Raw genomic sequence first — 13581 nt, 5'->3', positions numbered from 1 at the left:
TGGCCTTACTCCGGCAATATCGGCACCCGCCCGGCTATCTCACTCTGGACATAGTCAACAAAAGCGCGCAGCCGGGCGGGCACATGGCGGCGTTGCTCAAACACCGCATAGAAATCTGCCCGAATCCCCTGCCAGCCTGGTAATAGCGCTACCAATGCGCCACTGACAAGGTGCTCGTTAACATCCCACCAGGAGCGCAGCATAACTCCATGACCGTCCAAGGCCAAACGGGTAATGACCTCACCATCGTTGCTGGCTAATCGACCGCTGACCTTTATCGACTGTGTCTGCCCAGATAGCCCTTTCGCAGACTGAACGACTTGTTCAAAGCGCCAAAGCGGGAAATCACTGTCGTTCTCGCGGATCACCAAACAAGCGTGCTGCTGTAAATCGGTCGGTACTTGCAAAGGCGCTGCCTGGGCAATGTAACTAGGCGACGCACAGAGAACTCTCCGATTGGCAAGAATACGCCGAGCGACCAAGCGCGACTCCGGTGGTTCACCCACGCGAATGCCAATGTCAAAGCCGTGATCGCTCAAGTTGAGTGGAAAATTGGTTAACTCCAGCCACCCTTCCACCTCGGGATGATTGGCACAAAATCGTGACAGCAGCGGAGCAATATGACGGCGACCAAAACCAAAAGTGGCGTTCACCCGTAAACGTCCGCTAAGTGCTTGATCGCTCCTCTCGCCCAGTGAATTTTCCAGCTCACTCAACTCATCTAAAATCAGCGCGCCACGGTCCAAATAACGCTCACCTTCTGCGGTCAGCGTCAACCGCCGCGTGGTGCGAGCCGCGAGTTCTACCCCCAGACGCGCCTCCAACTGCTTTAGCCGCTTGCTTACCGCCGAGAGCGATAGCCCCAGCTCGCGAGCTGTCGCCGTCAGACTCCCCGCCCTCGCTAAGTACTGAAAAAATGCCAAATCATCCAGGTGTGCCATTTCACTCCTCACCTATTCTGCACTTTTACGCAACAATAACTTGAACAGTAGCCTGATTATCTCCAAAAAAATAGTCGCTACACTCCATTAATTACTCATATGTATCCATCAGAACTAACAAGATTAGGAGTCACTATGACCCACCGTATTGCCATTATCGCCGGTGACGGCATCGGCACCGAAGTCATGCCAGAAGGCATCCGCGCCCTTGAGGCGACCGCCAAGCGCTTTAATATTGATCTTGAGTTCGCCACCTTTGAGTTTGGTAGCTGCGACTACTACCTGGAACACGGCAAAATGCTGCCGGATGATTGGTTTGAGCGGTTAAAAGGCTTCGATGCGCTGTTTTATGGCGCGGTGGGTTGGCCCGACAAAGTACCCGACCATATTTCCCTTTGGGGCTCACTGCTGCAATTCCGACGCCGCTTTGATCAGTACATCAACCTGCGCCCCTGTAAGCTCATGCCCGGCATTAAAAGCCCGCTAGCAGGCCGCAAACCCGGCGATATCGACTTTTACGTGGTACGTGAGAACACCGAGGGAGAGTACTCAAGCGTTGGCGGCAAAATGTTTGAAGGAACGGACCGGGAGGTGGTCATCCAAGAAACGGTCATGACCCGAACTGGCGTAGACCGCGTATTGAAATACGCTTTTGAACTGGCCCAAACTCGCCCGCGTCAAAAGCTCACCTCCGCGACCAAATCCAACGGCATCTCAATCACTATGCCGTACTGGGATGAGCGCGTGGCCGAAATGGCAAAGGACTACCCTGAAGTCGCGGTGGATAAATTTCATATCGATATTCTCACCGCCAACTTCGTTCTTCACCCGGATTGGTTTGATGTCGTGGTGGGTAGTAATCTGTTCGGCGATATTCTTTCTGATCTCGGCCCCGCCTGCTCCGGCACGATAGGCATCGCTCCTTCAGCCAACATCAACCCCGAAGGCAACTTTCCCAGCTTGTTCGAGCCAGTACATGGCAGCGCACCGGATATCGCCGGTAAAGGCATTGCTAACCCTATCGGTCAGATTTGGTCAGGTGCCATGATGCTGGAGCACCTCGGCTACAAAGAAGCCGGTGATGCGCTGGTAAGCGCCATTGAGGAAGTATTAAGTGAGGGAGATGCCACCGTACTTACCCGCGATGTGGGTGGAAAAGGCACCACAGCAAGCCTAGGCGAGGCGATTGCCAACGCTATTTCGCGCTGACACACATAGGTCATAGCGATTGGCTGTCTGGTTGAATCCAACCGGACAGCCAATGCATGTTTTTAATCGCTTATGCTCTAGATTTGCCCTGAGAGTGGAAGCAGCGTCAGTTTCACTTAGCTCATGACAACATCAACAAACAACCATCAGGACAATGCTATGAAACTTGGGCACCGTCAGTTATTTTCGGCATCGGCCGCCCTAGCGCTGCTGGCACATCGCCACAGCTTTTTGCTTTTTAGAACTCACAAGGTTCTACCACGGAACGATAGTCGAAAATTCCCGCTTTACGGCCTTCCTGGCCGATGTGCTGACGGATATACGTCGATTGCTGCTGTAATCGTCTCAGCGTAAGCCACCAGCGGCGCCCAATTGGGCGCCGCTTTTTTGAGACATCAGTTTGAGGCATTGAAATCTATTGTTAGCGAAAACTCAGGGTTAGCAAAAATCCAGGGTTAGCGAATCACGCCCTAACGGATTTACCGCCTAGAATAGTCATCAAATCGTCGTTTTCCGGCTCTTGAGACGACAGCATCAGCAAAGACTCTAAGCTATTAAGGTGCGTGTATATCGCCTGCTTAGCCGCCTGCGCATCACCACTCGCCAAGTGCCCAAGCAAGTTGGCATGGTCACCTTCCAAGTAGCAAGAAGACAATCCTGGACGCTTATAGAGAGCGATGACAATTGACGTTCGCAAAACGAGATCGGTCAACATCGCGCCCAAGATACGATTAGGGGCATGCTGCGCAAGGAGATGATGAATATTGAGGGAATGCTCAATGCGTGACGGTTCGTCACTGTTTTCAAAAGCCTGCTTTTCGAGGGCGACCTGCTTCTCTAACGCTTTGTAAGTCACCACATCCAGCTTACCCGCCAACAGCGAGACAATCTCACCTTCCACTAACCTGCGCGCGGAAAACGTCTCTCGCGTTTCGTCAATCGAAGGCGCTCTGACGCGGGCGACCTGATTTGGTCGTTGGTCGATAACATGTTCTGCATCAAGCCGTGTTAACGCTTTACGCACCACTGAACGGCTGACTCCAAATACATCGCCGATGGTGACTTCAGGCAGTTTTGTATTCGGTGCCAGTCGCTGCATCAGTACCGCAGACCGGATGTGTTCAACAATATCTTGATCGCTAACGCGGCCTTCTTTCGTTTTGGTAAAACCTTTCTTGTGCCAGCCGAGGGTCATGGCTTAACTCTCTAATGAACCTCGACGAAACTTATCATGTTTACCCCTCAGACAACCACTCAGAACCACGCAAAACAATGTCTTAACGGGTAATCGGGTCGATATTCGGGCACAACCACAGCCTTACGACGGGTTGGGTAGAATAAGAATCGCCCGGAAATCGTTAACATTGGTTCGGGTTGGCCCCGTCACCACAAGGTCATCTAAAGCGTCAAAGAAACTGTACGCGTCGTTACGAGCAAGATAATCCTGTGCAGAAAGCGTTAATGCCTTCGCCCGCTGCCAGCATTCAGGCCCAATTAACGCGCCTGCGTTATCTTCAGAGCCATCAATTCCATCGGTATCAATCGCAATCGCATAAATGCCATCACACCCTTTTAGCGTATCAAAAAGCCCCAGCAGGTACTCAACGTTGCGCCCTCCTCGACCATTACCACGCACGGTAACGCTGGTTTCGCCACCTGACAGCACCAGCAGCGGACGATTAATTTCAGACTGCAACTTGCACACCATACGTCCCTGGGCAATACCTAAATCTCTCGCTTCTCCCTCAAGATCATCACCTAACACTCTTACCTCTAGGCCACTCTCTTCGGCACTGAGCTGGGCGGCCTTCAGTGCGTCGCGCGCGCGGGCTAGGATAGTCGATTTGTCCCGTGCAAATCCTTGGTTCCAGGTCTGAGGCGCACGATGATCGGCCATTAAATGGCGCTGCACATGCTCAGGCACCTCAATCTCATGGCGGTTTAAAATTGCCAATGCATCTAACGACGTTGTGTTATCCGGCAGCGTCGGGCCTGAGGCAATTAAGGAAGGCACGTCACCAGGAACATCCGAAATAAGTAGTGTCACCACTTGAGCAGGATGCGCTGCAGTGGCCAACCGCCCGCCTTTAATTGCAGACAAATGGCGTCTTACGGTGTTGATTTCGCGGATCGGTGCACCGCAGCGAAGCAGCGCCTTATTCAGAGCCTGTTTATCTGCTAACGAAATGCCGTCCGCCGGCAGGGTCGTTAACGCGGAGCCGCCGCCGGAGATAAGTGCGATCACTTGATCGTCTTCACCCAGGCCTTTTACTTCATCAAGCATGCGCTTAGCGGCTTGCTCACCCAGCGCATCAGGCATTGGATGAGAGGCTTCCAGTACATCGATATAGCGACAGGCTGCCCCATGCTGATAACGGGTCACTACTACGCCTGTTAAGTCGACTTCTTCGCCTGACTCACGAGCGCGTTTTTCCCACGCCAACTCTAATGCACGCGCCATGGAGGCGGCGGCCTTACCCGCGCCCACAACGACAGTTCGGCCTGGCGGTTTTTCAGGCAACTGGGCAGTTAATAAGCTATCAGGATGTACCGCAGCAATGGCCGTTTCGGCCAGTTGAATCAGCCACTGGCGGGTTGCCTCTTCACTGGTAAAAGGCGCCAGGCGAACAAGGGAATTCATCAAAAGACTCCTCGGGCAGGGATCAGGAAAAGGGCTCAGAAAGGAGCTTAGAAAAGAACAAAAACACAGCGCTTGGAAAGCTTAGTAAAAAGAACTTAATGCTTAAAAAAAGAGCTTAATGGCAGGCCAACAGGCGCTGGCCTGCCTGACAAAGGCGCGTTATTGGCCTACCTCATGGTCTGCCAGCTTCTCTAAAGCGCGCACAATACCCGCGTGATCCCAATCCTGGCCCCCGTTGGCGACACATGCTTGGAACAACTGCTGTGCATTGGCGGTGCCTGGCAATGACAGATTTAACGTCCTGGCACCTTCTAACGCCAAGTTGAGATCTTTCTGGTGCAGACGAACGCGGAATCCAGGCTCAAAGGTGCGCTTGATCATGCGCTCGCCATGAACATCAAGGATTTTCGATTGAGCTAAACCGCCCATCAGTGATTCACGCACTTTAGCGACATCAGCACCTGCTTTAGAGGCAAATAACAACCCTTCTGCCACCGCTTCAATGGTTAGCGCAACCACAATCTGGTTGGCCACTTTACACGTCTGACCTGCACCATGACCGCCGATGTGGGTAATCGTCTTCCCAACAACGTCCAGATATGGCTTGGCGCGCTCAAACCCTTCCGTTGTTGCGCCCACCATGATGGTAAGTGCAGCGTTAATTGCACCACCTTCACCACCAGAAACCGGCGCATCGACAAACTCTCCGCCCGCATCGGTAATGCGCTTGGCAAATGCCTGGGTCTGCATTGGAGCAATGGAGCTCATATCAATCACTAGGGTGCCGGGCTTCAGGCCTTCAACCACGCCTCCCTCACCAAATAACACGCTTTCGACATCGGGCGTGTCGGGCACCATGGTGATAATGACGTCAGATTCCTCAGCCACCGCTTTGGGTGAAGCGACTTCACTCATGCCTTTTTCGGCAAGCGCAGCATCCAAAGTACCGCGTTTAACAGTCACCAACGAGTGACCAGCGTCGAGCAGGTGCCCCGCCATAGGACGACCCATAATGCCTAAGCCAATAAAACCAATCTTACTCATAATTGTTCTCCATTCGCGTCTTTTAGAAACCAACCTATTGTTTCTAAATGATTTAAATTTCGTGAATTAGCGCCCTTAACGACCGGCCCTTAACAACCAAGCATTCACTTGCCTGATTTAAGTCATACGGGGTTAACGCGTTTTATCTAACCAACCTAAACCTTCTACCGTCGTGGTCTTAGGCTTGTACTCGCAGCCGATCCAACCGTCATAGCCAAGCTGCTGCAGGTGGCTAAATAAGAAGGGATAATTGATCTCACCCGTTCCTGGCTCATGGCGCCCTGGGTTGTCCGCCAACTGCACGTGAGCGATACGTGCAAAATGCTTTTCAATAGTGGGCGCAAGATCACCCTCCATGATTTGCATGTGGTAGATGTCATACTGCAGCTTTAAGTTATCGCTGCCGACTTCGTCAAAAAGTGCCAACGCCTGCTCGGTGCGATTAAGGAAAAAGCCTGGAATATCACGGGTGTTGATAGGCTCTGCAAGCAGCAAAATGCCGGCTGCTTTGAGCTTTTCGGCAGCGTAGCGAAGGTTTTCAACCAAAGTACGGTGAGCCTCCGCATCACTAACGCCCTCAGGCTGAATACCCGCAAGGCAGTTCACCTGCTTGCACTCAAGCGTAGTGGCATAGTCGATCGCTTTATCCACACCGGCACGAAACTCTTCTACCCGGTCGGGGTGACAAGCAATGCCTCGCTCACCAGCTCCCCAATCTCCCGCAGGTAAGTTGTGCAGTACTTGGGTTAGGCCATTCGCATCCAAGCGCTGCTTGATGTCAGCTGCCGCATAGTCATAGGGAAAAAGGTACTCAACCCCTTTAAAGCCCGCCTTTGCGGCAGCCTCAAAGCGATCAAGAAAATCGACTTCAGTGAACAGCATACTGAGATTCGCGGCAAACTTAACCATAGTGTTCTCCTAACGTTTTAGCGTCTTAATAACGACTTCAGCGACTTGCCTGGAAGCACCTTGGTGCCTTACGTCAGGCTGGCGATAGAGCTCGGTGCATCGGTTAGGTTTTCAGCTAACGCTTCGAACTCATTAACCCCATCAAGGTCAGTGCCCATCGAGATATTGGTAACCCGCTCTAGAATGATTTCCACTACGACCGGCACACGGTATTGGCGCATTAGCTCACGCGCTTTTTCTAACGCAGGCGCAATCTCATCGGGTGTAGTGACACGCAGCGCTTTACAGCCAAGGCCTTCAGCAACCGACACGTGATCTACGCCGTACTCAGCGAGCGCCGCTTCTTCGTCGGTGTAGTTGATGTTTTTGAACGACAGCTGGACACAATAATCCATATCGAAGCCACGCTGGGCCTGGCGAATCAAACCGAGATAAGAGTTGTTCACCAGCACGTGGATATACGGCAAGTTAAACTGTGCCCCAACCGCCAGCTCTTCGACCATGAACTGGAAGTCGTAATCGCCTGACAGCGCAACCACTTCAGCATCAGGATCGGCACGGCAAACACCCAGTGCAGCAGGCACTGTCCAGCCTAGTGGCCCAGCTTGACCACAGTTAATCCAGTGACGAGGCTTGTACACATGCAGGAACTGAGCGCCGGCAATCTGCGACAAACCGATGGTGCTGATATAGCGCGCATTTTTGCCAAAAACCTTGTTCATTTCTTCGTAAACACGCTGCGGTTTCACCGGCACATTATCGAAGTGCGTTTTGCGCAGTAGCGTGCGCTTACGCTCCTGACACTCTTCGGCCCAGGCACTACGGTTTTTAAGTTGTCCGCTGGCCTTCATTTCACGCGCGACGTCGATAAACAGGTCCAGGGCAAGCTTTGCGTCAGAAACGATGCCGTAGTCAGGTCCAAAAATACGACCTATTTGCGTAGGCTCGATATCAACATGAACAAACTTTCTATCTTTTGTATACGTTTCAACATTGCCAGTGTGTCGGTTTGCCCAACGATTACCAATCCCCATGACAAAGTCAGAAGCCAACATGGTCGCATTGCCGTATCGGTGCGACGTTTGCAGCCCCACCATACCTGCCATTAACGGGTGGTCATCAGGGATCGTTCCCCAGCCCATTAGCGTCGGGATCACCGGCACGCCGGTTAGCTCAGCAAATTCAACTAATTGCTCAGCAGCATCGGCATTGATGATACCGCCACCGGCCACGATCAGCGGCTTATCGGCTTCGTTGAGCAGCGTCAGTGCCTTTTCAATTTGGGCACGGGTTGCTGAGGGTTTATAAGCCGGAAGTGATTCATAGGTGTCTGGGTCAAACTCGATCTCGCTCATCTGTACATCGATGGGAAGATCGATCAGTACCGGCCCTGGACGGCTAGAACGCATAAGCTGGAAGGCTTTCTGGAACGCGCGCGGTACCTGTGCAGGTTCCATCACCGTAACGGACCACTTGGTCACCGGGCCAGCAATCGTCTGAATATCGACGGCCTGGAAGTCTTCTTTATGCATCTTGGAGCGAGGTGCTTGGCCAGTGATACATAGAATCGGAATTGAATCAGCACTGGCTGAATACAGGCCCGTAATCATATCCGTGCCTGCGGGGCCAGAAGTACCGATACACACACCAATGTTGCCAGCGGTTGTGCGGGTATACCCTTCCGCCATGTGTGAGGCGCCTTCCACGTGGCGTGCTAACACGTGATCTACGCCCCCTACTTTACGCATCGCAGCGTAGAAAGGGTTGATCGCAGCACCTGGCACACCAAAGGCAACATCAACACCTTCTTTTTTCAGGACGTGAATGGCGGCTTCTGCAGCTGTCATTTTAGCCATCACAACTTCTCCTCGAAGAGTGAATACATTTAGTATTCATTTTTGTATTTAATTTTGTATACGAGACAATATTCAAAGTATGCGCCATCCGGCACACTGTCAATATTTAATGGAAAATATTTCCACTAAATTCAGAATAATCAACAAAAAGCATTTAAAATCAAATGCCTAACATGAATTAAATTAAGTAAAAACACGCACATGGGAGCACACGAGTGACTAACGAAACACGCCTAGCAGTGGTAAAACAGGCATGCCAACTGGACCGGTGCTTTTGCATCCAGTCCATACCTTGGTAGACATTGTGTAGATTTACCCCCGCGTGCAGAGCGCTATTGCCATCTGCAACATCTAGCCATCGCGTTTCGCAAGGACTTGATCGTGCCCGAGCATATCGGAGATTGTTCTCGCGGCTTCTTGCACCAGCGTTTGCAACTTGGCTCGCTCATCTTCGGCAAACTCATGTACCGGCACCATGATACTAACGACGCCCTCCACTACCCCATCATGGTTGTAGAGCGGGTAGGCAATCGACGAAATTCCAAAGTGATAGTAAGAGTCGGCAATGACATAACCACGCTGACGGTCTTCCTGAACTAGATCCCACAGCACATCCCGCCGAATGGGGGCGCCAAGCTCTTTATTCAGCAGTTGATCGTCAGGATAGAGCGATTCAAATTCCTCTTTTGATAGGTCTGTCAGCAGTAGTCGCCCTAGTGACGTGCAGTGCAGTGGAATTCTTGTTCCAACGCTAACGCGACGAATTGTGGCGTTAGTGGCGCCCACACGTGCCACATAAACGGCATCCCTTCCATCGCGAACCGCAATATGGCTTGAGCAGCCGGTTTGCTCGCATAGCGACTCAATGACGGGGTGGCCTACCTGAACAACATCTAATGAGGCCACATATTCAAAGCCCAGCTTTAGCACGTTAACACCCAGCGAATACAGCCCAGTGACCGGGTGATGGCGCAGAAACCCCATATGCTCTAAGGTCTGTACTGCGCGATATGACGTCGACTGGGGATAGCCAACGCGTTTGACGATCTCAGCAAAACTCATTTCACGATGATGACGATTGAGTTCCATTAAAATCGTCAGCCCTCTTTCAAGCGCGGGAATTAAATGCTTTTTTTCCTTATCACTCATGGCGGGTTAACTCACTTCGTTATTTGTATTATCGAGATAACGTAAAACCCCCAACGCCTGCACAAACCTACTACTGGCCGATTGCCATTCATGATTTAAAGCATGCGTTAAGGAACTCAGCTAATACAGTAGCTAACACCGCTAGAGCGCTAGAAAGTGCTAGCTACTGACCTCACAACGAGCGAGCTAGTTACTCAGACCACTCTCCAATCAAGGCGCGCTCTTCATCTGTCATACTGGTCATGTTGCCGAGAGGCATGTATCCACTGGCTACGACCTGCTGAATGCTCTCTTTGTGATGCAAAATTTGCTCAAGGTTATCGTAGGCAAAGCCCGCAGGAGGAGCAGAAAAACCAGGTTGTGTTGGCGTTTGGGAATGGCACGCAACGCAGCGCTGCTCAACAACCGCCTGCACATCAGTAATATCTGGACCACTCTCTGCACTAGCATTAGCTTGCTGGTTAGCTGGCATCCCTATCCAAAACGCCACCATAATCAAGGCAACGCCTGCGGCAGGATAACCAGGCCGTATTTTGCCAGCATGCATCAACACGAAGTACTGACGAATTAAGGCACCCGCAAAAATCAGCAATGCCATGATGACCCATGCATAAGCGTGAGAGTATGCAAAGGAGTAGTGGTTACTGATCATTAATAAGACAACGGGTAACGTAAAGTACGTATTGTGTACCGAGCGTTGCTTACCACGTTTGCCGTCTAACGGATTTGGCGTTTCGCCAGCTTTCATTGCCTTAACAATGCGGCGCTGCCCAGGAATGATCCAGAAGAACACGTTGGCAGACATCGCCGTTGCCATAACAGCCCCGGTCAATAGAAATGCGGCACGACCTGAGAACATGTGAGTACTCAGATACGCGACGACCACCATCATGATTGCAACACCAATACTTAATAGGCCATCGCGCTCCATGTTGGGGCTGATGCGTTTACACATTTCGTTATAGACCACCCACCCCAGCAGCAAGAAGGTCAGCGCTAAAACGTTGGCCTGCCAGCCGGTCATATTGGCAGCCCACTCCCAGCTACTATTGGGGTTAACCAAGTAAAAGCCAGGATTAAACATGTACAAAATGATGAATAGAGCGAAGCCAGACAACCAAGTGGTATAAGCCTTCCAGAAAGACCAGTGGAGGTCATCAGGCAGCTTTTCCGGGCTGGTAGCATATTTCTGGTTATGGTAGAAGCCGCCGCCATGCACGGCCCACATTTCACCAAATACACCTTTTTTACGGCAATTTTCATCTTTGGGGGATTTCAAGCCATTATCTAGCATAACAAAGTAGATAGACTCACCAATCCAGGCAATCGCGGCAATAACGTGTAGCCAGCGAAGCATAAAGTTAGAAAAATCAATTAAGTAGGACAGCATATCGGCTTCCTCGCCTCATTTGTTTATTGTTAGTCGGCAGCATTATGTTTTTTATCAGGGCTATTTTTAGTAGGACGATTGGTTAAGCCTCTTTAGCTGCCGCGATACGTTGAGTAGGCATAGGGCGATAGCAGCAATGGCACGTGATAGTGCTGTGTGGCGTCATTGACCCCGAAGCGAAGCGGTATCACATTTAAGAACGCAGGCTCGTTACTATTAGCAACTCGGCCAGCCTGACTGGCGAAGTAGTCACCTGCATGAAACGCCAACTCGTACTCCCCTTCTTGTAGCTCGTCGCCATCTAATATGGGATGGTCACAGCGGCCATCATCATTGGTGGTTACCGTTTTGAGGAAGCTGCGCTCACCGTTAACGACACGGTACAGATCAATTTTGACCCCCTCGCCTGGGCAGCCTTGCGCAGTATCCAGAACATGAGTTGTTACGTAACCCATTGGTTTCTCCAATATTTTATTAATGTAATTAGAGCCACTACTATGTCTTTTTCCTATGTATTGCTAACCATCAGCAGCTCAACAGCGGATGAGACACACCACAGCTCAAAACCCAATGACTACATTTCTATATAAAAAATCGACACATTTCAAAGTATTTTTGTATACATTTTTATTTGGCAGCGCTATGCACCTCGTCGAGCACCACAATTTTGACGCAACTCTAGCTGTTCAAATTTTCTTGCCTAGGCGACGACCGGGCATCTAAGCACAAGCCTAGCCCTGGTGGCAGGTCCCAAAAATAAATTAAAAATCAAAAACTTGAACAAGAAAATTGATAGGCGTCGCTGAGCAAACATCATGCTATTTGTCGCAGCAAGAAGCGCTATTAGCCAAATAGATGAGCATAAACAGGGCGAAATTATTTATTTTCAGCAGATTTTTTGTGTACAGTATTAACTTTAAAAATGAACAATAATTTCAAATCATTGAATACAACAACAAAGGAGAGTCCTTCATGAGTGACGCCACATCCTCGTCTGAAGAGCGAACGCGAATAGATGGAAAGAGCACCTCCCTCTTTGATTTTTATGGAAAACCTAAATTTCTAAAGGTACTGCCACTTTCTCTTCAGCACCTACTCGCCATGATTGCTGGCGTGATAACTCCTCCTATTATCGTTGCTGGGGTCGTCGGCGCGAGCGTTGAAGAAAAGCTTCTGCTTATTCAGATTGCTGTGCTGGCATCAGGTGTTTGCACTGTGTTTCATCTATATGGCGTGTGGAAGTTCGGAGCGCGCTTACCTGCCATTTTTGGCGTCGGCTTTGCCTACGTACCAACGCTTGTAGCAGTTGGCGCTCAATATGGAATTGAAGGCATACTCGGCGCTCAGTTGATTGGCGGCATGACTATGGTCGTGGTGGGTTATTTCATCCAATACATTCGCCACTTGTTCCCCCCTGTCGTGGCAGGAACCGTGGTGTTGGTGATCGGTCTATCGCTATATGACATCGCTATCCGTTATATGGCAGGCAGTGGAAACGTCAATGCGGCCAATTTTGGTGACCCAATCAATTGGATGGTCGCTGTCGTTACGTTGCTCACTGTCTTAATTGCTGCCCAATTTGGTAAAGGAGTGATTAAGCTCTCAGCCATTATTGTCGGTATTGTGGTGGGCTATTTACTCTCCCTGTCGCTGGGCTTGGTTAGTTTCGACAACGTCGCCAATGCATCCTGGGTAGCCGTTCCTAAACTAATGCCGTTTGAGATGGAGTTTCACACCGCGGCCATTGCTTCAATGGTGGTTATTTGTGTTATCAACTCCGTGCAAACCATTGGGGATTTATCTGCCACGACCGTTGGCGGTATGAACCGTGAGCTAAAAACAAAAGAGCTTACCGGTGGCCTGCTCGGCAATGGTTTAACCACTACCGTCAGCTCTTTCTTCGGTGCCCTGCCCACCTCCACGTTCAGCCAGAATGTTGGCATCGTAGCCATGACCAAGGTAATTAGCCGATACGTACTGGCACTGGCAGGTATCTTTATGATTCTGGCGGGTCTCAGTCCGAAATTCGGCGCAATAATCACGACGATTCCTTACCCCGTTTTAGGTGGTGCAACAATTACTGTGTTTGGCATGATTACCATGACTGGCATCCAGTTACTGGTTAAAGATGAGATGTCCGCACGTAATATGACCATCGTCGGCCTTGCTCTAGCACTTAGCCTGGGTATCGCTGCTGAGCCATCCGCTATTGAGCAGTTTCCTGCAGTATTAAGAGACTTGATAGGTGGTGCCCCCATTGTTGTAGCCGCTATTACAGCTTTCACGCTGAATATCGTCCTACCCAAAAAATCTCTTACCGATGAGGCTAAAGAGAGAGAAAAAATTGCTAACGAAGATAAAGACACTAAGGACGAAGCCCATAACCAAGGCGATAACCTTAGTCAACGTAGCGTTCATGCCGAATAATGTTTTATTAATTAG

12 protein-coding genes are annotated in these 13581 nt (G+C 50.6%); 2 read left to right on the top strand and 10 right to left on the bottom strand.

All coding sequences use genetic code 11. The features are described from left to right. Positions 1–5: 5 nt before the first annotated feature. A complete protein-coding gene (locus IR195_RS07015) occupies positions 6–941 on the bottom strand; it encodes a LysR family transcriptional regulator (protein WP_206049105.1) in 936 nt (311 codons plus the stop codon). Between the two features lie 135 nt (positions 942–1076). On the opposite strand from IR195_RS07015, the gene IR195_RS07010 reads away from it, so the two are divergent. Further along, positions 1077–2150, top strand: coding sequence for a tartrate dehydrogenase (locus IR195_RS07010; protein WP_206049104.1), 1074 nt, complete (start codon positions 1077–1079; stop codon positions 2148–2150). Positions 2151–2388: 238 nt separating this feature from the next. Here IR195_RS07010 and IR195_RS07005 read toward each other — a convergent pair whose 3' ends face one another. The 9 genes from IR195_RS07005 to uraH form a co-directional block, all read right to left on the bottom strand. Beyond that, on the bottom strand, positions 2389–2559 hold the full coding sequence (locus tag IR195_RS07005; protein ID WP_206049103.1) for a hypothetical protein: 171 nt from the start codon (positions 2557–2559) through the stop codon (positions 2389–2391). A gap of 54 nt (positions 2560–2613) precedes the next feature. Next, positions 2614–3345 (bottom strand): GntR family transcriptional regulator, encoded by a 732-nt coding sequence (locus tag IR195_RS07000; RefSeq protein WP_206049102.1) that lies wholly within the window; start codon positions 3343–3345, stop codon positions 2614–2616. 123 nt (positions 3346–3468) lie between these two features. Next, a complete protein-coding gene (locus IR195_RS06995) occupies positions 3469–4791 on the bottom strand; it encodes a glycerate kinase type-2 family protein (RefSeq protein ID WP_206049101.1) in 1323 nt (440 codons plus the stop codon). Between the two features lie 159 nt (positions 4792–4950). Next, positions 4951–5835: a 2-hydroxy-3-oxopropionate reductase gene (locus IR195_RS06990; protein WP_206049100.1), complete on the bottom strand. Its 885-nt coding sequence runs from the start codon at positions 5833–5835 to the stop codon at positions 4951–4953. A gap of 132 nt (positions 5836–5967) precedes the next feature. After that, positions 5968–6744: a hydroxypyruvate isomerase gene (hyi, locus tag IR195_RS06985; RefSeq protein ID WP_206049099.1), complete on the bottom strand. Its 777-nt coding sequence runs from the start codon at positions 6742–6744 to the stop codon at positions 5968–5970. A gap of 68 nt (positions 6745–6812) precedes the next feature. Beyond that, positions 6813–8600: a glyoxylate carboligase gene (gene gcl / locus IR195_RS06980; protein WP_125747003.1), complete on the bottom strand. Its 1788-nt coding sequence runs from the start codon at positions 8598–8600 to the stop codon at positions 6813–6815. Between the two features lie 351 nt (positions 8601–8951). After that, positions 8952–9749, bottom strand: a complete 798-nt coding sequence (locus tag IR195_RS06975) for an IclR family transcriptional regulator (RefSeq protein ID WP_038483184.1) — start codon at positions 9747–9749, stop codon at positions 8952–8954. Positions 9750–9939: 190 nt separating this feature from the next. Then, positions 9940–11139 (bottom strand): urate hydroxylase PuuD, encoded by a 1200-nt coding sequence (locus IR195_RS06970; protein WP_125747001.1) that lies wholly within the window; start codon positions 11137–11139, stop codon positions 9940–9942. 92 nt (positions 11140–11231) lie between these two features. Continuing rightward, entirely contained in the window at positions 11232–11594 is a 363-nt protein-coding gene (gene uraH, locus IR195_RS06965) for a hydroxyisourate hydrolase (protein ID WP_206049098.1), read from the bottom strand. 517 nt (positions 11595–12111) lie between these two features. Here uraH and IR195_RS06960 point away from each other — a divergent pair. After that, the gene (locus IR195_RS06960) at positions 12112–13566 is read left to right on the top strand and encodes a uracil-xanthine permease family protein (protein ID WP_146945107.1); all 1455 of its coding nucleotides are present in this window, start codon (positions 12112–12114) and stop codon (positions 13564–13566) included. Positions 13567–13581 lie beyond the last annotated feature (15 nt).

The sequence above is a fragment of the Vreelandella venusta genome (assembly GCF_015689495.1).
In the GTDB taxonomy this organism is placed as follows: Bacteria; Pseudomonadota; Gammaproteobacteria; order Pseudomonadales; family Halomonadaceae; genus Vreelandella; species Vreelandella venusta.
The sequence above is the reverse complement of the archived record's forward strand: the minus strand, read 5'-3'. Positions and strand labels throughout refer to the sequence as shown.

Coding starts and splice junctions, on each gene's coding strand:
- IR195_RS07015 (WP_206049105.1), bottom strand. CDS start 941: ATGGCACACCTGGATGATTTGGCATTTTTTCAGTACTTAGCGAGGGCG.
- IR195_RS07010 (WP_206049104.1), top strand. CDS start 1,077: ATGACCCACCGTATTGCCATTATCGCCGGTGACGGCATCGGCACCGAA.
- IR195_RS07005 (WP_206049103.1), bottom strand. CDS start 2,559: ATGCCTCAAACTGATGTCTCAAAAAAGCGGCGCCCAATTGGGCGCCGC.
- IR195_RS07000 (WP_206049102.1), bottom strand. CDS start 3,345: ATGACCCTCGGCTGGCACAAGAAAGGTTTTACCAAAACGAAAGAAGGC.
- IR195_RS06995 (WP_206049101.1), bottom strand. CDS start 4,791: ATGAATTCCCTTGTTCGCCTGGCGCCTTTTACCAGTGAAGAGGCAACC.
- IR195_RS06990 (WP_206049100.1), bottom strand. CDS start 5,835: ATGAGTAAGATTGGTTTTATTGGCTTAGGCATTATGGGTCGTCCTATG.
- hyi (WP_206049099.1), bottom strand. CDS start 6,744: ATGGTTAAGTTTGCCGCGAATCTCAGTATGCTGTTCACTGAAGTCGAT.
- gcl (WP_125747003.1), bottom strand. CDS start 8,600: ATGGCTAAAATGACAGCTGCAGAAGCCGCCATTCACGTCCTGAAAAAA.
- IR195_RS06975 (WP_038483184.1), bottom strand. CDS start 9,749: ATGAGTGATAAGGAAAAAAAGCATTTAATTCCCGCGCTTGAAAGAGGG.
- IR195_RS06970 (WP_125747001.1), bottom strand. CDS start 11,139: ATGCTGTCCTACTTAATTGATTTTTCTAACTTTATGCTTCGCTGGCTA.
- uraH (WP_206049098.1), bottom strand. CDS start 11,594: ATGGGTTACGTAACAACTCATGTTCTGGATACTGCGCAAGGCTGCCCA.
- IR195_RS06960 (WP_146945107.1), top strand. CDS start 12,112: ATGAGTGACGCCACATCCTCGTCTGAAGAGCGAACGCGAATAGATGGA.